Genomic DNA, 20,602 nt, shown 5'->3' with positions numbered 1-20,602 from the left:
TCACCAGACACACGATGCTAGTCGAGGCTCTTCTCATGGACCAACTGGCGTTGGCGGAAACCCCAGCCGCCCGATGCGCCTATTACCGACACCCCTGCGACCTCCCCGCCGGATTCGTTCCGGAGATCGGCCGGATCATCGTCCGCGCCGGATTCGTCGGCGCGATAACCATGCCCGCCGCGCTCGGTCAGCAGGTCCACGACGATTTGATACATCATCGAAATCCATTGGGCCCCGTTATCTCTCATGTGCGCTCGAAGCGCTGGACCTTTCTGGTCCGGCCGGATCTGCCCGACGACGTACGGCTGTTCGCGGAACTGTTCCGGCTCAACGTCTCGATCGTGCCGATCGGTGGTGAGATCGCGCTGCCCTCGCCCGCCGATGCGCACGCCGGGTACCGCGAGTGGATTGTGGCACCGGAGAACCGCTTTCGGCCCGCCGGTACGTCGATCGTGGACACCGTGCGCTCCTGCCGGAACACAGGTATCCGATGACGACGGGCCAACTCCCCGCGAAACATCAAGTGCTGCAAGCCTGCCGGGGTGAGCACCCGGAGAACAACCCGCTGCTGCGGTGCGCGCACGAACTGACCACGCTGCACGAACGCAGACTGGGCGCGGGCCGTGAGGTCACCGACGAAATCGACGCGCTGCGAGCGAGTTTGGTGCGCGACATCGACCGCTGGATCACCGTCCAGCTGCCGCCCGCGCACGGTGCCGCGCACGTGCACACCGAGACGGTCGGTGCCGTGATCGATCGGCTCGCCCAGTTCACCGCCAACGCCTACGCCGCGCTGGCGAGTGCCTCCGAGTGGGACCTGTGGGACGCCTGGCAGCGGCTCGCGGAATTGGCCGTCGGCTACGACGACCTCGCCGCCGAGGTGTCCGCGGGCGTGCGCCGATTACCCGGCGCGTCGTAAATCTCGCACGATCGGCGGCGGCCCGGACTTAGGGTGGGCGCATGGGGAATACGACTGATCGAGATGCGAGCAAGCGTGCCCTGCATGCCCGGCGGGCCTCCTCCTTCGGCGCCCACGCCATGGACTATGCCGAACACCGCCCGGACTACCCCCTGGCGGCCATCCGGTGGGCGCTGGAGGCGGTGCCGACCGTCCCGGCGCCGATCGTTGTCGACCTCGGGGCGGGCACCGGCAAGCTCACCGAGGGGCTGCTCGCGGTAGGCGCGTCGGTGATCGCGGTGGAGCCCGACGACGGCATGCGCGTCGAGCTGATGCGGCGGCTGCCGGGGGTGCGTGCGCTGGAGGGGTCGGCGGAGGAGATTCCGCTCCCGGACGGGTCGGTGGACGCGATCGTCGCGGGCCAGGCCTTCCACTGGTTCGATCAGCAGCGTGCGTTTCCCGAGTTCGCCCGGGTGCTGTGCAAGGGTGGGACCTTCGCGGCGCTGTGGAACACCGACGACACGCGAGTGGACTGGGTCGCCGAATTGGGGCGGGTCGCCCGCTCGGACGCGTCCGCGCCGCCGCCGGAACTCGGTGACGCCCAGCTGCCCGAGCACCCGCTGTTCGAGATCTTCGAACGCGCCGAATTCCCGCATGCCCAGCGGCGGACCGCGGAGTCGCTGGCCGCGACCATCGGCACCCATTCGCACACCCTGGTGGTGTCACCGCAGCAACGGGCCGAGGTGCTGCACCGCATCACTGAATACCTGCGCAGCAGGCCGGAGACGGCGGAGGGCGAATTCGACCTTCCCCTAGTGACTTTGGTGCTGCGCGCCGAACTTCGAGACAACTGACCGACCGCTACCGGTCCTTCGCACCGTCGGCGAGGACTACCTGCCGCAAGGGAATTCGCACACCACGCGTACTTTTCCGATGCGGGTGCTCGTCGCGCTGCGGGTGACGCGGACTCGAACCGCGTGGTGCGCCAACCGTATTCGAGTAGTGGTCTACTCGCGTCGGCCGCACCCACCCGGACATACGCTTTCAGCAGAGTTCAGGTACCGGAGAAAGTCAGAGTTCAGGTACCGCAGGATCAGGCACAAATGTCGACCTGATTCGACACCGAGCAACGCCGCTCGGCACAACGTCACGGTCGAGCGCAGCAGGCGCAAGGAACGACGACACCGATCCAGCGACGCAGCTGGGTATCGTCCACGATTCGGTAGCGGCAGCAATGTGCCGCAGGCGGATCACGAGGCGAGATCGTCCGGCGGGGGCCGGCGTCGGTGCGCATCGACTCCTCGCCGCGCGTATCACCGACCGCCAGTGTCTGGCGCAAACTGTTGCGCCGCCCGACCTTCCGCGTGGAGGGGCAGGAGTCGAGCGGCGCTTATAGTCGGCGCGCCCGCACTCCGCCTACTCCGGGCGGAGGGTGAGGATGCGCGGGCCGTTCTCGGTGACGGCGACAGTGTGTTCCCAGTGGGCGGCGCGGGTGCCGTCGACGGTGACCACGGTCCAGTCGTCGTCGAGCACCTGGGTCTGCGTGGTGCCGAGGGTGAGCATCGGTTCGATCGCGAGGACCGACCCGACCACGAGTTTCGGTCCCTTGCCCGGGTCGCCCTCGTTGGCCAGGAACGGATCCAGGTGCATCTCGCGGCCGATGGCGTGCCCGCCGTAACCGTCGACGATGCCGTAGGCGCGGCCGTGCTCCTGCTCGGCGGCGCGGGTGCCCAGTTCGATGGCGTGCGAGACATCGGAGAGTCGATTGCCGGGCAGCATCGCCGCGATGCCGGCCTCCATGGACAGCTTGGTCGCTTCGCTCAGCAGCCGGTCGGCTTCGATGATGTTGCCGACGCCGAACGTCCACGCCGAATCACCGTGCCAGCCGTCCAGAATGGCGCCGCAGTCGATCGAGACCAGGTCGCCCTCGGTCAGGATTTCTGCCGCGGTCGGAATCCCGTGCACCACACGGTCGTTCACCGACGCGCAGATCGAACCGGGGAAACCGTGGTAGCCCTTGAAGGACGGCACCGCACCCGCATCGCGGATGAGCTGCTCGGCGACCTCGTCGAGTTCGAGGGTGGATACCCCCGGCTTGGCGGCCGCACGCACGGCGACCAAGGCGCGGCCGACGATCGCGCCCGCCGCGGCCATGGCATCGAGCTCGCCCGCCGTGCGGAACGGCACGACCTTCTTCTTGCGGTTGAAGACCATTCGGCCTCAGTGTCCCAGCGCACGCAGTGCGCGCGCGTTGACCTCGTCGACCTCGCCGACGCCGTCCACCGAGACGACCAGTCCGTCGTAGTGCTCGAGCAACGGCTCGGTCTCCTCGCGGTACACCCGGAGCCGGTTGCGGATCACGCCTTCGTTGTCGTCGGCGCGCCCGCGGGCGAGCATCCGCTCGACGACGGTGTCCTCGGCCACCACGAAGCACAGCACCGCGTCGAGCTTGGTGTCGATGTCCTTGAGGATCTTCTCCAGCGCGTCGGCCTGGTCGACCGTGCGCGGGTAGCCGTCCAGGACAAAGCCGTTCGCGGCGTCGGGCTCGTTCACCCTGGCCTCGACCATGCGGTTGGTGATGTCGCTCGGCACCAGATCGCCTGCGTCCATGTACTTCTGTGCTTCACGGCCGAGCAGTGTCTGCTGGCTGATGTTCGCGCGGAACAGATCCCCGGTGGAGATGTGCGGGACGCCCAGTTTTTCCGACAGGAGGACGGCCTGGGTGCCCTTGCCGGCACCCGGCGGACCGAGCAGTACAACTCTCACTTGAGGAACCCTTCGTAATTTCGATTCATCAGCTGACTCTCGATCTGCTTCACCGTGTCCAGGCCGACGCTCACCATGATCAGCACCGCGGTGCCGCCGAACGGGAGGTTCTGGGTATTACCGGAGGCACCGATGTCGAGGAACAGATTCGGCAGGACAGCTACGAGACCGAGGTAGATCGAGCCGGGGAGGGTGATGCGACTCAGCACATGATTGAGGTAATCCGCGGTGGGCTTGCCGGGGCGGTACCCCGGGATGAAGCCACCGAACTTCTTCATCTCGTCCGCGCGTTCCTCCGGGTTGAAGGTGATCGCGACGTAGAAGTAGGTGAAGAACACGATCAGACCGAAGTAGATCGCGATGTAGACCGGGTTGCCCGGGTTCACCAGGTATTTGGCGATGATCTCCTGCCACCAGCTCGGGTCCGGGTTGTTCTGCGAGGACGTGAGCTGGGATACCAGGTTGGGCAGGTACAGCAGGGAGGACGCGAAGATCACCGGGATGACACCGGCCTGGTTGACCTTCAGCGGCAGGTAGGTCGAGGAGCCGCCGTACATCTTCCGGCCGACCACGCGCTTGGCGTACTGCACCGGAATGCGGCGCTGGCCCTGCTCGACGAAGATGACCGCGGTGACGATCGCCAGCGCGGCGACACACACCAGCCCGAAGACCAGCCCGCCGCGGCTGTCCAGGATGGACTTGCCCTCGGTCGGGATGCGGGCGGCGATACCGGCGAAGATCAGCAGCGACATGCCGTTGCCGACACCGCGCTCGGTGATCTGCTCGCCGAACCACATGACCAGCGCGGCACCCGCGGTCATCACCAGCACGATGATGATCATGGCGAAGATGCCGTTGTTGGAGATGATCTCCTTGTCGCAGCCCTGCAGCAGCTGGCCACGAGAGGCGAGCGCGACGAGGCCGGTGGCCTGCAGGACCGCGAGCGCGATCGACAGGTACCGGGTGTACTGCGTCATCTTGGTCTGGCCGGACTGGCCTTCCTTGCGCAGTTCCTCGAACCGCGGGATGACGACGGTCAGCAACTGGATGATGATGCTCGCGGTGATGTACGGCATGATGCCGATCGCGAACACCGACAGCTGCAGCAACGCGCCACCGGAGAACAGGTTGATCAGCTGGTAGATACCGGCGTCTTCACCGCCGGACACCTGCTTGACGCACGCCTGCACGTTCTTGTAATCGACGCCGGGGGACGGCAACGCGGCACCCAGACGGTACAGCGCGATCAACCCCAGCGTGAAGAGAATCTTCCGCCGTAAGTCCGGAGTCCGGAAGGCCGATACGAAGGCGGAAAGCACAGATCCTCCTGGCGAACGACATGGTCAGGACATGGAAATTTCAAGCAAACCGCAGATCCGATGATTCGGCATCTGGGGACGCTGAAAACCATGACGAGGCTTGGCAGACAACAACTTGAACTCTAACAGTGGCACCGGACGAGCTTTCACTCGTCCGGTGCCATTGATTGTCAGAGTACCGTCAGCCCAGCTCGGTGACGGAGCCACCGGCCGCGGTGATCTTTTCCTTGGCAGCGCCGGTGACCTTGTCGACGGTCACCTGGACCGCGACGCCGATCTCGCCGTCGCCGAGAACCTTCACCAGCTGGTTCTTGCGAACCGCGCCGGCGGCCACGAGCTCGGCCTTGCCGACCTCGCCGCCCTCCGGGAACAGCTTGGCGATGGCACCGACGTTCACGACCTGGTATTCCGTACGGAACCGGTTCGTGAAGCCCTTGAGCTTGGGCAGCCGCATGTGCAGCGGCATCTGCCCACCCTCGAAGGCGGCCGGGACATTCTTGCGTGCCTTGGTGCCCTTGGTACCACGGCCCGCGGTCTTACCCTTGGAACCCTCACCACGGCCGACCCGAGTCTTCTCGGTCTTGGCACCGGGCGCGGGGCGCAGATGATGCAACTTGATGGTCATGTCAGACCTCCTCAACTGTCACGAGGTGGCGCACGACGTTGATCAGGCCACGGTTCTGCGGGTTGTCCTCGCGAACCACGGTCTGCCGGATCTTGCGCAGGCCGAGCGTGCGCATGCTCTCACGCTGGTTCTGCTTGGCGCCGATCGTGCTCTTGATCTGGGTTACCTTGAGATCTGCCATTACCTGGCACCTCCCGCAGCCTGGGCGCGCGCACGCAGCATGCCCGCAGGGGCAACGTCCTCGAGCGGCAGGCCACGGCGAGCCGCGACCTCTTCCGGACGCTGCAGCATCTTGAGCGCCGCAACGGTCGCGTGCACGACGTTGATGGCGTTGTCGCTACCGAGCGACTTCGCCAGAATGTCATGGATACCAGCGCATTCCAGCACGGCACGCGCCGCGCCACCGGCGATCACACCGGTACCGGGCGAGGCCGGACGCAGCATGACGACACCGGCCGCCGCCTCACCCTGAACCGGGTGGACGATGGTGCTGCCGATCATCGGGACGCGGAAGAAGCTCTTGCGAGCCTCCTCGACACCCTTCTGGATGGCCGCCGGAACTTCCTTGGCCTTGCCGTAGCCGACGCCGACCAGACCGTTGCCGTCACCGACGATCACGAGGGCGGTGAAGCTGAAGCGACGACCACCCTTCACGACCTTGGAGACGCGGTTGATCGCGACTACGCGCTCGAGCTGGTTCTTCTCGGCCTGCTGGTCGCGGCGGTCGTTGCCACCGCGGCGGTCGCGGCCGCCACCACGCTGGTTGTCGCCGCCACCGGCGGCACCATTCTGCTGTCCGGCGGGTCCGTTGCCGCCGTCACGCCGTTGACGTCCCGGCATCAGACGTTCCTTCCGTTGGTCTTGATCATCAGAACTTCAACCCACCTTCGCGAGCAGCGTCGGCGAGCGCCGCGATGCGGCCGTGGTAGTCGTGACCACCACGGTCGAACACGACGGCCTCGACGCCGGCAGCCTTGGCACGCGCGGCCAGCAGTTCGCCGACCTTCTTGCTCTTGGCCGACTTGTCGCCGTCCAGCGCACGCACGTCGGCCTCGATCGAGGACGCGGCGGCGATGGTCTTGCCGATCGAATCGTCGACCAGCTGCGCGTGCAGGTGCCGCGAGGAGCGGTTGACCACCAGGCGCGGACGCTCGGTGGTGCCTTCGACCTTCTTGCGCAGACGGAAGTGACGGCGGGTCTTCGACAGCCGACGCGTCGTGGACGCGTCCTTGCCGCGCGGCTTGCGCTTGGCGATCTGGTTTTCGGTTTGCGCCATGATCACTTACCCGTCTTTCCGACCTTGCGGCGAACGACCTCGCCGGCGTAGCGGATGCCCTTGCCCTTGTACGGGTCGGGCTTGCGCAGTCCGTGGATCACAGCGGAGATCTGACCGACCGCCTGCTTGTCGATACCGGACACGGAGAACTTGGTGGGCGACTCCACCGCGAAGGTGATGCCCTCCGGCGCCTCGATCGGCACCGGGTGGCTGTAACCCAGAGCGAACTCCAGGTTCGAGCCCTTGGCCTGCACGCGGTAACCCACGCCGAAGATTTCCATCTTCTTCTCGTAGCCCTTGGTCACGCCTTCGACCATGTTGGCGACGAGGGTGCGGGTCAGGCCGTGCAGCGAGCGGTTCTGGCGCTCGTCGTTCGGGCGGACGACCTCGAGCTGGCCGTCCTCACCCTTGGAGATGGTGATCGGCTCGGCAACGGTGTGCGACAGGGTGCCCTTGGGCCCCTTCACCGACACGCGCTGGCCGTCGATGGTGATCTCGACGCCGGCCGGAATTGCGATGGGCTTCTTGCCAATACGCGACATTTGTCCTACCTCCCCTTACCAGACGTAGGCGAGGACTTCCCCGCCTACACCTTGCTTGGCCGCCTGGCGATCGGTGAGCAGACCGGTCGACGTGGAGATGATCGCCACGCCGAGGCCGCCCAGGACCTTGGGCAGGTTGGTGGACTTCGCGTACACACGCAGACCCGGCTTCGAGACGCGGCGCAGGCCCTGCAGGCTGCGCTCACGGCTGGGGCCGTACTTGAGGTCGACAACGAGGGCCTTGCCCACGGTCGCGTCCTCGGTCCGGTAATCGGCGATGTAGCCCTCGCGCTTGAGGATCTCGGCGATGTTCGCCTTGAGCTTCGAGTGCGGAGCCTTCACCTGATCGTGGTACGCCGAGTTGGCGTTGCGCAGACGAGTCAAGAAGTCCGCGATCGGATCAGTCATGGTCATGGTTAGACCTCGACACCTTTCTCGCTACGGTTCCCATGCAACACCGGCGAGCACAAGGCATGCCGATCGTGGGCCTACAGCAATTGGGCTGGTCCGGTCGACGCTTGCCGACCGGAGTTGAGTTCTCTGAACGAGTTCTCGGTGCCAGGGCGGGGCCGCACGTCGGTGCAGTGCACCAAGACATGCAGGCACAGTTGTGCCCAGGCAACCGGTCTAGTGTAGACAACGCCCAGCTGAGACCCAAATCCGGGTCGCGGGCAAGGTTGAGTCGCGCCTCCGGGTCGGGTAGATGGCGGGTGCGCGTCGGGGCCTGAAGCGTCGGCTTGTCTCCCGCACGGGATGACCGACCACGCGATCGGGTTCGATGGCGGCATGTCGGGCACAGCCGCGAGGAAACCTGCCTGCCGAGCCAACCCTCATGGCCTTGCTCTTCAGCTTCGATCGGTGGCGGACTAATTGCACCGGTCGCCACACGAGTCCGCTGGCAACCTTGCAGCTTATTGAACGCAACAAGATCGCAATTCCACTGCAAGCCGGGGTCCTGGTGATCTTCACCGCCACGGATACGCGATCCAGCAACCTCGAGAGGACACCTCAGCGAACGTCACGTGACCTCTATTGCGCGGAGATAGAGCTGCGCACACTGGTTGGGTACTCCCGACTGGCGTAACACTTCGAACGCGGGTCACGGTGTACCGACCGATACATCTGAAACATCGTTGAGGAGGACCCGCGGGTGAACGTCATGGTCGAAATGACTGCCCTGACTCTGAACCGCCCCACCGCCGAGGCCGGCGACATCGAACGCGCGGCCTGGTACGAGGCGAAAGCCAATCTGCACACCTACCTCGCCGGGCAAGGCGGCTCCGACGCTGCGCGGGAAACCGCGCTGGCAGTCAGCGCGCACCAGCGCTCGCTGGAACTGCTCGGCCAGCAGAACTGAGCCCCCTGCCGTAAACCGCCAGCGGTCGCCCACGCGCGATCAGACGTCCAGATGAGTCTTGATCGCCGGGGCGACTCGGGCGATCAACTCATCCAGGCTTTCCGAGGCGATGGGCTCTACCCGCAGGATGTAGCGCAGATAGGCGATGCCGAGGAGTTGGGCCATCGCCAGGTCGATCCGCAATTCCGCATCCGGGCCGGGTAGTACTGCCGCGATCTGTGCGTACACCTGGCCTTGAATGAACTGCCGGACCAGGTTCGCGGACTCCTCGTGGGTGGCGGCGCCGCGCAGGATGGCCGACAGCGGGGCGCGGGTTTCCGGGTGGTCCCAGGCTTCGAAGAACACCCGCGTCAGCCGCTCCCCTATCCCGCGTGGGTCACCAGCGGTGATCCGCGCCGCGAGGTCCGCAGGCTCGAACGGCCATCCCATAGTCGCGCGGAACAGGTCAGCTTTGCTGCCGAAATAGTGCCTGATCAGCGCGGGATCGACAGCGGCTTCCGCAGCGATCTCGCGCACCGTCGTCTTGTCGTAGCCGGCTTCGGCGAAGCGGCGGCGCGCCGTCGCCAACAGGACTTCCCTGGTGTCGGCCTTGCCGGGCCGTCGTCCGATCGGAGGCATGGTGCCAGAAACTCTACAAGCGTTGATTTCCTGCTGCCCGCAGAGATACGCTGGCAGCAGTAATTCCACAACTGAGGAGTTCCTGGAATGCCTGCTCCACGCTGGATCGCCCGCGTCAACCGGATAGGGCTCAACCGGATCACCAGATTCATCGCACCCTGGGCGCCGGGCTGGGCAGTGGTGATACATCGTGGACGCAAATCCGGTCGAACCTTCCGAACACCGCTATGGGCCTTCCGGCGCGACGACAGATACGTCATCGCGCTGACGTACGGCCCCGAATCCGACTGGGTGCGAAACGTTCTCGCCGCCAGCGGATGCCAACTCGAATCCCGACGGCGCCGCTACGAGGTCGACAACCCCCGCGTATACCGCGACGAAACCGCCGCCGAGATGCCATCGTTCATCCGCTTCATGCTCTGCCAAGTGCTCGCAGCACCCGACTTCCTCAGCGTCGAGATTCGTCGTGAACTGAAACGCTGAACATCGAGCCGCACCGTGACCGATAGCACGCGGATTCAGTCGGTCTCGGAGATTCGAACGTCCGGTTGTACACCAGTCTTGGAAGTCCGCTCCCTGCAGAGGTTTCCGAACTTCTTGGGCTTGATTAGGTACAACGAATTGGGATTTTGCCTAGTCACTCACCTAGGTCCTACAGCCTGTTTCGCTACGCTGACGTCGCATCCTTGGCAATCCTCTTGAGCTGCAAGGCTCTACGCGCTTGCGACGTAGTCATGACTGGAACGCCCAGCTGACAGCAAAATCGTGATAGCCCACCGATCCGGCATTAGACATGAAGGAGCCCCAGGCGCGTGATTGCTCAGAGGCGACACTGGGGCGTTCGAAAGCTACAATACCAGCCATGACGGGGGGCGTCGACGACGGCGGCACGAAGGTGTGGGAACTTCTCTCCGAGCCGCGCACAGCGCCGTACCTGCGTGCCAGCAACGGGGACCGCGCCGCAGCTCTCTCCCTATACCTGTGGAGCGCTCGTACCGCCGCTGCATCATTCGAGATGTTGGGCCATCTGGAAGTGTTGCTACGGAACGCACTCGATGCCGCCCTACGTGACCACTGCGCCGAGCATTCGTGCGGTATCCCATGGTTCCTGTTGCCAACGCCGGGCGGCGAGGTCGTATCAAACGCGGTCGAGGTGGTTCGGACACGGCTGCGCCCCCCAGGGACGGGAAACTCGAGATCAGATCGTCGCTGGTTTGAGCTTCGGGTTCTGGTCCGGACTACTGGGGGTCAAATACGAGCAGCTGTGGCGCGACTGCCTGCACCATGCTTTTCCTAATTCCTCAGGACGCCGGAAGCAAGTCGCGAGCGCACTCGAGGGCGTGCGCAAGTTCAGAAACCGACTGGCACACCATGATTCGATGCTAAACCTCGATGTTCCATTCGAGATTCGCCGAATCATCGAAGTCGCGGGCTATATCGACCACGATGCTGAGAAGTGGCTGACCCATATCAGCGCGGCCATGGAGACGTACGCTGAGCGTCCGATCGCGTCGTCCGACACAGTAGTTGTGGCCGCACGCTCGGCATGGCCGTTGTACCAGAAGTGTCATGCGTACGTATGCCAAGCAGGTCGCACATTTCGAGCCATTGAGCGAATAGCGTTCTACACCGACTCCGTCATTCAGACAGATGTGCCGTTGGTTAGACATCGGCGTGATGGTGTCGACTGGTCGGCTGATTCAGCCCTCAGTCTGAGCGGTTCACAAGATTCGAACGACCGCAAGATCGCATCGGTTATCGAAACGTCCCGGGCGCTCGGCTGGACGGAAGGGGTGTACCAAGTGTTCCTATTATCTCACCAAGGTGACCCGCAACACCGTTCCTTACCTAGCCCGATCAGACATCAGGGTGTAGGGCGTGGATCGGCGTTTACACAGAGGCAACGCTATGTCTCGTTGCACGCACTCGAGACGGCGGCGACCACGGCCGACCTCTGAACCTGCCGCTGCTTCAACGAGCCACCGAAGATTTCGGTGCTCTATCGTGACACTCTGGCTTTTGCCCAGCGTGGGCGGTGCTGATAAATCGTGGACGCAAATCTTTCGGAACACATTTCATCTAGCCATCGACAACATAAGCGCCTTATCGCGAAAGTCGCGCTCTTGGTCGGTGTCGGGCCGAATTTTCTTTCCACCGCGCTCCAGTAGCACGATGGAAGGGGCCAGAACACCTTCGAGCAGGATCTTGAAGACTTGGTGTCCACTGCTGAAGTACGTTTCGTACATCAGCTTGACAAGTTTTTCGAAGGCTTCGATATCAATGTCCCACATATCAGAAGAAACCGCGTTCAACCCAGCGGGCACGCCTAGAACCGATGCGACATCATGAAGCATCCGGACGTACAAGTCACCCACTCGTAACGATGGGCTCCAAACCGTCTCATCACCGATATCGAAAATGTAGCTCATTCAGCCCACTCTACCAGGATCTGCGCATTGGGATGCTTGACACGCATATCAGAGACCGCCTTTTCGACAGCTGCACGGAAGGTCGGATCTGCACCAGGGTTGGTGAATTTCAGCCCTATCGAAGAGTTCTCATGTCCAGCAATGTATTGCCGTGCGTCGACGTACGAATCAAGCTTTTTAGTTACCTGCTTTTCCACCCATTTGTCGACATCACTCGCACTCGTCGCAGACTTGTGTTCCCACAGCACACCATCTTTGATTTCGTCGATATCAGTAATAGTGCGGGAAAGATCGCCGGGCTGATCTATCTGCACCTCGATGTCACCATCCTTGACGTGATACTTTCCATCATTGCCAAGTTTCGGCCTGCGGGGATCTTCGAACTTGACACCCGAATTCGTGTCAACTTCGGGCTTCCTTTTTGATGCGTCTGACGGATCGCTCTTCCCCAGCCGGTCGCGAAGGTCCTTGACGGCCTGTCTCCCTTTTGCCAGCGCGGCCTTCGCGTCGTCGGCCAACCCTTTGAGCTGCAAGGCCTTCCGCGCTCGCCAGGCCGTGACGGCGGCTTTGATCTTCTCGGCCCAGCGTCGGGCCGACTCGACGGCTTTGGCGCCGGCGATCACGCCGCCGACGCCGGTCAGGCAGGTGGCGATGACGGTGACCGCCACAGTGATCGCGGCCTCGGCGATGATGGCTTCGATGAAACCCTTGATCTCGTTACGTAGTTCTTCGATCGATTGCTTGTAGTCGAGGCAGGTCTTGCTGATCCGCTTGCAGGTGTCGAGTAGAGCTCCGATGGAGGTCTCTAGGGTCTTCAGGTCTTCGCGGACCTGTACCGCGTCTTTGGAGGTCACTCCGTCGAAGAGACTGGCGGAGATCGTGATTTTGTCTTTGGCGTTGGTGTTCTGGTAGATCGTGCCGAGGCGGTCCCAGGCGTCGGCTGCTTTGGTGAGTGTGTCGGTGTTGCCGTCGGGGAGGGGGCAGTTGATGGCGTCGAGTACTTCGATGGAGGTTTTTGCCAGGCCTTGTGGGGTGCCGCCGGCGGCTGAGGCGGGGAGGGCGTAGGGGCCGAAGGTCAGGGTCGATGCTGCGTCGGCGGGGCGGTCGGGCTGGGCCGTACCTTTCAGCGCCGCATCGGATTTGGCGTGTTCGAAACCGAGGTCGTTGAGGGCGGTGCCGTAGGCGCGCAGGGTTGCGAAGGTTTGGTCGAAGAAGGATACGGTTTCGCGGGCCGACTCGTCGTAGGAGGTGGCCCAGGCTCGGCCGTCTTCGTCTCGGCCTGCCATCTGACCGCAGCTGTTGAGTTCGGCGAAGACGTATTTGAAGCTGTCGTTGAGGGCGGCGGCGGCGTCGAAGCAGTTGGTGGCGGCCTGGTAATAGACCTTGGGATCCACCTCGAGTCTCTCGGTCATATGCCGAGGATCCGGAGGGTTTGGGAGGCGGCGTTGGTGTAGCTTTCGTGGGCTTTCTTCAGGGCGTCTTCCAGGGTCGCGAGCCCGTCTTGCATGTCGGTGACACCTGCGGCCCACTCGGTATGTGCCTCGCTATAGGCCACTGCTGCGGCGCCGACCCACACGCCCTCGACTTCCTTGGCCTTCGCCTCGAGCTCGGCCAAGCGGTCGGCGACGGCCGCCTTGTATGCGCGCATGCGAGCGGCCAACTCCTCGAGTTTGGCGAGGTCGACCGAGAATGCTGGTGTCTCACCGGTCATCGGATGCCCCGATCAAGGAAGGTCCAGGGAGCTGAGGCTGGCAGCGTAGGACCGGTCGGTCGCGCGCAGGGTTTCGGCGGTGACCCCGAGCTTCTCGGCTAGTTCGAACAATGCGTCCCATACCTGGTCCGCACCCTCGTGGAACTCGTCCCACGCGGCCGTGAAAGCACCGGCGTTGTTCCCCGCCCAGCTATCAATGGTGACCTTCGTGTCGGTGACCAGCGACGAATACCCGGACTTCAGCTCGTCCGCGATCTGGTAGGCCATCCGCCCCAACGCTTTCACCTCTTCGGGCTCGACCGATAGCTCTCCCATGGCCCACTCCTCTCGATGGTGATGCAGGCGGTGATCTGTCCCCGTTTCTTGTATGACGCACCAGGCACCGCGGCGGTTCCGTTGGATTCGACCCACACCGCGAATAAACGCGCAAAGGCACGGCCTCCAGTGGAGGCCGTGCCTTTGTACGGGTTCCCGCTTACGCGGGCGCACTCACGAAGAGCGCAAGCTCACCAGGAGCTCTTGTGCACGCCCGGCAGCTCACCGCGGTGCGCCATCTCACGAAGGCAGACGCGGCAGAGGCCGAACTTGCGGTAGACCGCGTGCGGGCGACCGCAACGCTGGCAGCGGGTGTAGGCGCGAACGGCGAACTTCGGCTTGGCCTCAGCCTTGATCCGCAGTGCTTTCTTGGCCATCGTCAGTTCTCCTTGAACGGGAAGCCGAGGTGCTTGAGCAGGGCGCGGCCCTCTTCGTTGTTCGTCGCGGTGGTCACGACGGTGATGTCCATACCGCGCGGACGGTCGATGGAGTCCACGTCGATCTCGTGGAACATCGACTGCTCGCTGAGGCCGAACGTGTAGTTGCCGTTGCCGTCGAACTGCTTCGGCGACAGGCCGCGGAAGTCGCGGATACGGGGCAGCGCGATGGAGACCAGACGGTCCAGGAACTCCCACATGCGATCGCCACGCAGGGTGACCTTCGCACCGATGGGCATGCCCTCACGCAGCTTGAACTGCGCGATCGACTTGGTCGCCTTGCGGATCTCCGGCTTCTGACCGGTGATCAGCTCCAGGTCCTTGACGGCGCCGTTGATCAGCTTCGCGTCCCGGGCGGCGTCGCCGACACCCATGTTCACGACAACCTTGACCACGCCGGGGATCTGCATGACGTTGGCGTAGTTGAACTCGCTGTTCAGCGCGTCCTTGATCTCGGCGCGGTAGCGCGCCTTCAGACGCGGCTGGGTCTGCTCAGAGGTAGTCATGTCAGATGTCCTTCCCGTTGTTACGGGAGATCCGGACCCGCTTGCCGCTCTCCTCGTCGGTCCGGTAACCGACGCGGGTCGGCTTGCCATCGGAGTCGACGATCATCACGTTGGACACGTGGATCGGAGCTTCCTGGGTCACGATGCCGCCCGAAGAGGCGCCGCGCTGGTTGGCGGAGTTCGCGACGTGCTTCTTGATCCGGTTGACGCCCTCGACCAGGATGCGGTTGCGCTCGGGGTAGGCCTGAATGACCTTGCCCTTGGCGCCCTTGTCCTTACCCGAGATGACGAGCACGGTGTCGCCCTTGTGCACCTTCATGTCAGAGCACCTCCGGGGCCAGCGAAACGATCTTCATGAACTTCTTCTCGCGCAGCTCGCGGCCGACCGGGCCGAAGATGCGGGTGCCACGCGGGTCGTTGTCCGCCTTGATCAGCACGGCCGCGTTCTCGTCGAACTTGATGTACGAACCGTCCGGGCGACGGCGCTCCTTGGTGGTGCGCACGATGACGGCCTTGACGACCTCACCCTTCTTGACGTTGCCACCGGGGACAGCGTCCTTCACGGTAGCGACGATGATGTCGCCGATACCGGCATAGCGACGCGACGAACCACCGAGAACGCGGATGCAAAGGATTTCCTTCGCGCCCGTGTTGTCGGCGACGCGCAGTCGCGACTCCTGCTGAATCACTTCAGCTCCTCCTGGACCTGGATGTATACGCACGCCGGATTGCCGACCCGACGGGCATGGTCAGTTGCCCTCCGGACGCGCGCCTGCCAGCGGTTTCGTGGCTCTGAATGTGCAACTCGAGAACCAACCACTGGGGGTTCACTGCCGGATTGCGGGCATAGCTCCCGCAGGCAACCGGTCTAGTGTAGGTGAATCCCCAGGTCGTTCCCAAATCGGGGGTCGGTCGGTAATCCAGGGGGTGCTGACGCGCACCTGGAAACTCGGGCTAGCAGGCGCGCGCCACTACCCTCGGATCGAGCAAGATCAACGAAGCACCGTTCGGCTCGACCGTACCGAAAAGGGGATGCTCTTGAGCTCGTCCGCTCGTCTCGATCGCCGCGCCTTCCTGCTCGCCCTGGCGGCCGCGCCCGCCGCGGCGGCGCTGGCCTCCTGCTCCCAGCAATCACAAACCTCCGATATTCGGCTCACCGGCGTCGATCTGGCAGGCGCGAATCCGGCGGTCCGCCCGCAGGACGACCTCTATCGCCACGTCAACGGCGCCTGGTTGCGCGACTATCGGCTGCCGCCGGACAAGTCGTCGTTCGGGTCGTTCGACGAGGCCAACGATCGCACCGAGCAGCAGTTGCGGGGCATCGTCGAGGGCATCCGCGATCCACGGCCGGGTTCGACGGAACAGCAGATCCGCGATCTGTACGACGCCAGGCTCGACCGCGACGAGATCGAGCGACTCGGCATGACACCTGTCGCAGATCTGCTCGCGGCGATCGACGGCGCGGCGACGAAGGCGGACCTCGCTCGCGTGATGGGCTCGCTGCCGATCGCGGGCTTGATCGGGTTGCAGGTCGTGGTCGATCAGAAGAACTCCGCCAATTACATCGCCATGGTCAGCCAGTCCGGCATCGACATCAATCTGGACGAGCAGTACTACCGCAAGCCCGAGTACGCCGAGCAACTCGCGGCCTACCGCACTTATTTGGAACGCATTGCCGCGGGCGCGAAGTTCACCGATCCCGCCGGCACCGCGCAGCGGGTGCTCGACCTGGAGACCCGCATCGCGGCAGGCTGCTGGGACAGCGTCCGCGATCGGGACCCCGACACCACCTACAACCTGCTGAGCTGGTCCGAATTGACCAGGCTCGCACCGGAATTCGATTGGGATCCGTGGCTGACGGGCAGTACCGACCGGCCGAAGCAGCTCTTCGAGAGCATCGTGGTCCGGCAGCCGTCGTTCGTCACGACCGCGGGACAACTGTGGACCGAGGTCGACATCGATCGGTGGCGGGAGTACCTGCGCATCAGTGTCGTCAAGGAATTCGCGCCCTACCTGCCCAAGCAAATTGCCGACGCCGCCTTCGATTTCGTCGACAAGGCGCTGCAAGGCCGCGATCAGCGCCAGGAGCCCTGGAAGGACGGCCTCGCGACGGTCAGCCTGTATCTCGGCGAACCGTTCGGCAAACTGTATGTGGAGCAACACTTTCCAGCGCAAGCCAAGGAGCGGGCCAAGGCGCTGGTGGCGGATCTGATGGACGCCTACCGGCAAGATTTCACCAACTCGTCGTGGATGTCGCCGCCGACCAGGCAGGCGGCGCTGGCGAAGCTGGACAAGATCGTCGCCAAGATCGGCTATCCGGACAAGTGGATCGACTACTCCGGGGTAAAGATCACCAGGGGCAAGCTCGTCGAATCCCTGCGGGCGGCAAGGGCTTTCGAGGTCAACCGATCCCTCGGCAAGCTCGGCACACCGGTCGACCGAGCCGAGTGGGGCTTCCCACCGCAGACGGTCAATGCCATGTACGACCCGACCGCCAACGAGATCACCTTCCCCGCCGCCATCCTGCAGTCACCGTTCTTCGACGCCGATGCCGCACCCGCGGTCAACTTCGGCGGCATCGGCGCGGTGATCGGCCACGAGATCGGGCACGGCTTCGACGACCAGGGCGCCAAGTACGACGGCGACGGCAATCGACGCGACTGGTGGACCCCCGAGGACAACGCCGCCTTCGAAGCCAAGACCGAACAGCTGATCGAGCAGTACAACGCGCTGGTGCCCGACGGCTTGGATCCGAGCAAACACGTCAACGGCGCGCTGACCGTCGGGGAGAACCTCGCCGACCTGCGCGGTCTGCAGATCGCACTCGCCGCATACCGCGCCGCCGCGCAGCGCGACGGTTCGGAACCGGGCCTGCAGACCGTGTTCCTGTCCTGGGCCAGGATCTGGCGGCAGCAGGCGACCAAGCAGACCAAGGAGCGGATGCTCACCATGGACGTGCACTCGCCCAACGAGTTCCGCGCCAATCAGGTGGTCCGCAATATCGCCGACTTCTACAGCACCTTCGGCGTCGTGGCGGCCGACAAGCTTTTCCTGGCACCGGACCAGCGGGTCACCCTGTGAGATGGGGCAGCCGGTAGCACGGCGGGCGGGTAGCCTCGGGCGAACAAATTGCGCCTGACGAGGATGCGGCGGACCGCATCGGGAGAGGAATCCGCGTGACACGTCTCGGACAGCTGGACCGTCGTGCCTTCCTGATCGCGCTCGGGGCGGTGCCGGCAGCTGCCGCGCTCGCGTCCTGCGCGAGCGATACCAAGGAGACGAGTAAGACGCTCACCAGCGTCGACATGGGTGGCGCGGACGAGGCGATCCGGCCGCAGGACGATCTGTACCGGCATGTCAACGGGAAGTGGTTGCGCGAGTACCAGTTGCCGCCGGACAAGACGTCCTTCGGCTCCACGAGCGAGGCCTTCGAACGCACCCAGCAGCAACTGCGCGAGATCGTCGAAGGCATCAAGGATCCCAAGGATGGCTCCGAGGAGCAGCAGATCCGTGACCTGTACGACGCCAGGGTGGACTGGGACACGATCGAGCGGCTGGGCATGACCCCGCTGGCCGGGCTGTTCGCCAAGGTGGACGGCGCGGCGACCAAGCCCGACCTGGCCAAGGTGATGGCCGAGTTGCCGATCGGCGGACTGATCGGACTCGGTATCGGCACGGACCGGAAGAACTCCAACGCCTACATTCCCTCGGTCGGCCAGTCCGGGCTCGGGCTCGGCGAGCAGTACTACCGCAAGCCCGAGAACGCCGAGGTGCTCGCGCAATACCGGGTGTTCCTCGAACGCATCGCCGCCGGTGCGGGTTTCGCCGATCCCGCCGCGATGGCGCAGCGCGTGTTCGATCTGGAGAAGCGCATCGCGCCCGCGCATTGGGACAATGTGCGCAACCGCGATGCCGACGCGACGTACAACCTGTACAGCTGGAAAGACATGGTCGCTCTCGCACCGGGATTCGACTGGGACCCGTGGCTGGCGGGCAATACCGACCGGCCGAAGCAGCTGTTCGACACGATGGTGGTCGGCCAGCCGTCCTTCATCACCGCGGCGGGCCAGCTGTGGACCGAGGTCGACATCCCCACCTGGCGTGACTATTTGAAGCTGAGCGTGCTGCGCGAGTTCGCACCGTTCCTGCCCAAGGCGATCAACGACGCGAACTTCGAGTTCAAGGGCCGCGTGCTCAACGGGCAGGAAGAGCGGCCGGAGCGCTGGAAGTACGGTGTCGGCATCGTCGACGAGAAACTCGGCGAACAGCTCGGAAAAGTGTACGTGGAGAAGTACTTTCCGCCAGAGGCCAAGCAGCGCGCGAAAGAAATGCTCGACGATGTGATCGCCGCGTATCGGGAGAACTTCACCAATTCGTCCTGGATGTCGCCTGCGACCAGGGAGGCGTCCCTGGCGAAACTCGACAAGATCGATCCGAAGATCGGTTACCCGGACAAGTGGGTCGACTATTCGAAGCTGAAGATCACCAAGGGCAAGCTGATCGAATCATTGCTCGCCATCAATGAATTCGAAGTCAAACGTGCGTTCGCCCGGCTAGGCGGTCCGGTGGACAAGACCGAATGGGGAATGTCGCCGCAGACGGTGAACGCCTACTACTCGGCGAGCTCCAACCAGATCGTCTTCCCCGCCGCCTACCTGCAGCCGCCGTTCTTCGACAAGGACGCCCAGGCCGCCGTCAACTTCGGTGCCGTCGGGGCGACCATCGGCCACGAGATCGGCCACGGCTTCGATGATCAGGGCTCGAAATACGACGGCGACGGCAACCGTCGGGACTGGTGGACCCCCGAGGATCGGGCCGCGTTCGACGCCAAGGCCAAGCAGCTCGTCAACCAGTACAACGCACTAGTGCCGGAAGGGCTCGAGCCGAGCCAGCACGTCAATGGTGAACTCACCGTCGGTGAAAATCTCGCCGACCTGCGCGGTTTGCAGATCACATTGGCCGCGTTCCGAATCGCCGAAAAGCGGCGCGGCATCGACGATCCCGACTACCGCACCATGTTCCTGTCCTGGGCCCGCAGCTGGCGCGACAAGCAGACCAAGGAACTCACGGTTCGCTACCTCTCGTCGGATACCCACTCCCCCGCGGAATTCCGCTGCAACCAGGTCGTACGCAACCTGGAGGAGTTCTATCGCACCTTCGGCGTCAAGGAAGGCGACAAACTCTTCATGGCGCCGGATCAGCGCGTCACCTTCTGATCGCAGCCCTCGACTTCCCGCATGCACCCAGCGTGCGGGAAGCCTGGGCTGCTACGGCGAAAGCCACGTCCGATTAGCGCCGGTCCCGGCCGCCGGAGCTGGGCACACTGGGCGCATGACGCGATCCACCACTGCTCCGATGACCGTATTGACCAGCATGTATGCGGCCGAGGCGCAGTACATGGCGGCGGGTGGGCCGGGCAGTGCCTCGTTCGACCTGCTCGCTCCGTACTTCGCCACCGACGTGGTGCTGCATCAAGCTGCCGGATTGCCTTATGGCGGAACCTGGCGTGGGCACGCGGGGATGGAGCAGTTCTTCCTCGCCATGGCGCGTACCTGGGAGATCTTCGAACTGCTGGAACAGCAGTTCTTGGCAACCGGGGAAACACCGGTGGTGCACACGCTGGTCCGCGCCCGCGCACGCAGCACCGGGCGGGAGCTCACTTTCCCTATCCTGCAGACGATTACGATCACCGACGGCCGGATTTCGGAGGTGCATCCTTTCTACTGGGATACGGCGGCTATCGCGGAGGTCTGCGCGCCCTTGCCGGAGGACCGTGCCGCTTCCGCATAGAAGTCATTGGGCC

General features: G+C 64.1%; 27 protein-coding genes. 9 read left to right on the top strand and 18 right to left on the bottom strand.

Annotated features, from left to right (window positions below):
* Nucleotides 1–35: 35 nt before the first annotated feature.
* The 3 genes from DBO33_RS06245 to DBO33_RS06235 are packed head-to-tail and all read left to right on the top strand — an operon-like array spanning nt 36 to nt 1,752.
* Nucleotides 36–494, top strand: a complete 459-nt coding sequence (locus DBO33_RS06245; protein WP_107654167.1) for a DNA-directed RNA polymerase subunit beta — start codon at nt 36–38, stop codon at nt 492–494.
* On the top strand, nt 491–919 hold the full coding sequence (locus DBO33_RS06240; protein ID WP_107654166.1) for a DUF4254 domain-containing protein: 429 nt from the start codon (nt 491–493) through the stop codon (nt 917–919). The genes DBO33_RS06245 and DBO33_RS06240 overlap by 4 nt, the downstream gene beginning before the upstream one ends.
* 41 nt (nt 920–960) lie before the next feature.
* The gene (locus tag DBO33_RS06235; protein ID WP_107654165.1) at nt 961–1,752 is read left to right on the top strand and encodes a class I SAM-dependent methyltransferase; all 792 of its coding nucleotides are present in this window, start codon (nt 961–963) and stop codon (nt 1,750–1,752) included.
* 562 nt (nt 1,753–2,314) lie between these two features.
* On the opposite strand, the gene map is transcribed toward DBO33_RS06235, so the two are convergent.
* The 9 genes from map to rpsH form a co-directional block, all read right to left on the bottom strand.
* Nucleotides 2,315–3,112, bottom strand: a complete 798-nt coding sequence (gene map, locus DBO33_RS06230) for a type I methionyl aminopeptidase (protein WP_107654164.1) — start codon at nt 3,110–3,112, stop codon at nt 2,315–2,317.
* Between the two features lie 6 nt (nt 3,113–3,118).
* Nucleotides 3,119–3,664, bottom strand: a complete 546-nt coding sequence (locus tag DBO33_RS06225; RefSeq protein ID WP_107654163.1) for an adenylate kinase — start codon at nt 3,662–3,664, stop codon at nt 3,119–3,121.
* The gene (gene secY, locus DBO33_RS06220; protein ID WP_107654162.1) at nt 3,661–4,983 is read right to left on the bottom strand and encodes a preprotein translocase subunit SecY; all 1,323 of its coding nucleotides are present in this window, start codon (nt 4,981–4,983) and stop codon (nt 3,661–3,663) included. The genes DBO33_RS06225 and secY overlap by 4 nt, the downstream gene beginning before the upstream one ends.
* Nucleotides 4,984–5,164: 181 nt before the next feature.
* The gene (gene rplO / locus DBO33_RS06215) at nt 5,165–5,608 is read right to left on the bottom strand and encodes a 50S ribosomal protein L15 (RefSeq protein ID WP_107654161.1); all 444 of its coding nucleotides are present in this window, start codon (nt 5,606–5,608) and stop codon (nt 5,165–5,167) included.
* Between the two features lies 1 nt (nt 5,609).
* Entirely contained in the window at nt 5,610–5,789 is a 180-nt protein-coding gene (gene rpmD / locus DBO33_RS06210; RefSeq protein ID WP_107654160.1) for a 50S ribosomal protein L30, read from the bottom strand.
* Nucleotides 5,789–6,448 carry a 30S ribosomal protein S5 gene (rpsE, locus tag DBO33_RS06205; RefSeq protein ID WP_107654159.1) on the bottom strand — a complete coding sequence of 220 codons (660 nt, stop codon included), beginning with the start codon at nt 6,446–6,448 and terminating at the stop codon, nt 5,789–5,791. Before rpsE ends, rpmD begins: the two co-directional genes overlap by 1 nt.
* Before the next feature lie 28 nt (nt 6,449–6,476).
* Nucleotides 6,477–6,884: a 50S ribosomal protein L18 gene (rplR, locus tag DBO33_RS06200; RefSeq protein WP_107654158.1), complete on the bottom strand. Its 408-nt coding sequence runs from the start codon at nt 6,882–6,884 to the stop codon at nt 6,477–6,479.
* Nucleotides 6,885–6,886: 2 nt separating this feature from the next.
* Nucleotides 6,887–7,426: a 50S ribosomal protein L6 gene (gene rplF, locus DBO33_RS06195; RefSeq protein WP_107654157.1), complete on the bottom strand. Its 540-nt coding sequence runs from the start codon at nt 7,424–7,426 to the stop codon at nt 6,887–6,889.
* 15 nt (nt 7,427–7,441) lie between these two features.
* A complete protein-coding gene (gene rpsH, locus DBO33_RS06190; protein WP_069161946.1) occupies nt 7,442–7,840 on the bottom strand; it encodes a 30S ribosomal protein S8 in 399 nt (132 codons plus the stop codon).
* Nucleotides 7,841–8,594: 754 nt separating this feature from the next.
* On the opposite strand from rpsH, the gene DBO33_RS06180 reads away from it, so the two are divergent.
* On the top strand, nt 8,595–8,783 hold the full coding sequence (locus DBO33_RS06180; RefSeq protein WP_228540923.1) for a hypothetical protein: 189 nt from the start codon (nt 8,595–8,597) through the stop codon (nt 8,781–8,783).
* A gap of 39 nt (nt 8,784–8,822) precedes the next feature.
* Here DBO33_RS06180 and DBO33_RS06175 read toward each other — a convergent pair whose 3' ends face one another.
* Entirely contained in the window at nt 8,823–9,401 is a 579-nt protein-coding gene (locus DBO33_RS06175; RefSeq protein WP_107654154.1) for a TetR/AcrR family transcriptional regulator, read from the bottom strand.
* A gap of 87 nt (nt 9,402–9,488) precedes the next feature.
* On the opposite strand from DBO33_RS06175, the gene DBO33_RS06170 reads away from it, so the two are divergent.
* Together DBO33_RS06170 and DBO33_RS06165 are read left to right on the top strand one after the other, a co-directional pair.
* On the top strand, nt 9,489–9,884 hold the full coding sequence (locus tag DBO33_RS06170) for a nitroreductase family deazaflavin-dependent oxidoreductase (protein ID WP_107654153.1): 396 nt from the start codon (nt 9,489–9,491) through the stop codon (nt 9,882–9,884).
* Between the two features lie 731 nt (nt 9,885–10,615).
* Nucleotides 10,616–11,359, top strand: a complete 744-nt coding sequence (locus DBO33_RS06165; protein ID WP_199856542.1) for a hypothetical protein — start codon at nt 10,616–10,618, stop codon at nt 11,357–11,359.
* Nucleotides 11,360–11,476: 117 nt separating this feature from the next.
* On the opposite strand, the gene DBO33_RS06160 is transcribed toward DBO33_RS06165, so the two are convergent.
* From DBO33_RS06160 to rplN, 8 genes are all read right to left on the bottom strand, one after another.
* The gene (locus tag DBO33_RS06160; RefSeq protein WP_107654152.1) at nt 11,477–11,830 is read right to left on the bottom strand and encodes a DUF6086 family protein; all 354 of its coding nucleotides are present in this window, start codon (nt 11,828–11,830) and stop codon (nt 11,477–11,479) included.
* Nucleotides 11,827–13,242 carry a WXG100-like domain-containing protein gene (locus DBO33_RS06155; protein WP_107654151.1) on the bottom strand — a complete coding sequence of 472 codons (1,416 nt, stop codon included), beginning with the start codon at nt 13,240–13,242 and terminating at the stop codon, nt 11,827–11,829. Before DBO33_RS06155 ends, DBO33_RS06160 begins: the two co-directional genes overlap by 4 nt.
* Entirely contained in the window at nt 13,239–13,541 is a 303-nt protein-coding gene (locus DBO33_RS06150; protein WP_107654150.1) for a WXG100 family type VII secretion target, read from the bottom strand. The genes DBO33_RS06155 and DBO33_RS06150 overlap by 4 nt, the downstream gene beginning before the upstream one ends.
* A gap of 12 nt (nt 13,542–13,553) precedes the next feature.
* Nucleotides 13,554–13,856, bottom strand: coding sequence for a WXG100 family type VII secretion target (locus tag DBO33_RS06145; RefSeq protein WP_107654149.1), 303 nt, complete (start codon nt 13,854–13,856; stop codon nt 13,554–13,556).
* 191 nt (nt 13,857–14,047) lie between these two features.
* Nucleotides 14,048–14,233 carry a type Z 30S ribosomal protein S14 gene (locus DBO33_RS06140; RefSeq protein ID WP_040731429.1) on the bottom strand — a complete coding sequence of 62 codons (186 nt, stop codon included), beginning with the start codon at nt 14,231–14,233 and terminating at the stop codon, nt 14,048–14,050.
* Between the two features lie 2 nt (nt 14,234–14,235).
* Nucleotides 14,236–14,799 carry a 50S ribosomal protein L5 gene (gene rplE, locus DBO33_RS06135; RefSeq protein ID WP_107654148.1) on the bottom strand — a complete coding sequence of 188 codons (564 nt, stop codon included), beginning with the start codon at nt 14,797–14,799 and terminating at the stop codon, nt 14,236–14,238.
* Nucleotide 14,800: 1 nt separating this feature from the next.
* Nucleotides 14,801–15,118 (bottom strand): 50S ribosomal protein L24, encoded by a 318-nt coding sequence (rplX, locus tag DBO33_RS06130; protein ID WP_107654147.1) that lies wholly within the window; start codon nt 15,116–15,118, stop codon nt 14,801–14,803.
* Between the two features lies 1 nt (nt 15,119).
* Nucleotides 15,120–15,488 (bottom strand): 50S ribosomal protein L14, encoded by a 369-nt coding sequence (gene rplN / locus DBO33_RS06125; protein ID WP_107654146.1) that lies wholly within the window; start codon nt 15,486–15,488, stop codon nt 15,120–15,122.
* 343 nt (nt 15,489–15,831) lie between these two features.
* On the opposite strand from rplN, the gene DBO33_RS06120 reads away from it, so the two are divergent.
* The 3 genes from DBO33_RS06120 to DBO33_RS06110 all read left to right on the top strand — a co-directional run bounded on the left by DBO33_RS06120 (nt 15,832) and on the right by DBO33_RS06110 (nt 20,589).
* Entirely contained in the window at nt 15,832–17,880 is a 2,049-nt protein-coding gene (locus DBO33_RS06120) for a M13 family metallopeptidase (protein ID WP_107660026.1), read from the top strand.
* A 95-nt stretch (nt 17,881–17,975) separates the two neighbouring features.
* Entirely contained in the window at nt 17,976–20,015 is a 2,040-nt protein-coding gene (locus DBO33_RS06115) for a M13 family metallopeptidase (RefSeq protein WP_107654145.1), read from the top strand.
* A gap of 115 nt (nt 20,016–20,130) precedes the next feature.
* Nucleotides 20,131–20,589 (top strand): nuclear transport factor 2 family protein, encoded by a 459-nt coding sequence (locus DBO33_RS06110; protein ID WP_107654144.1) that lies wholly within the window; start codon nt 20,131–20,133, stop codon nt 20,587–20,589.
* Nucleotides 20,590–20,602 lie beyond the last annotated feature (13 nt).

The sequence above is a fragment of the Nocardia suismassiliense genome (assembly GCF_900269665.1).
Lineage (GTDB): Bacteria > Actinomycetota > Actinomycetes > Mycobacteriales > Mycobacteriaceae > Nocardia > Nocardia suismassiliense.
The sequence above is the reverse complement of the archived record's forward strand: the minus strand, read 5'-3'. Positions and strand labels throughout refer to the sequence as shown.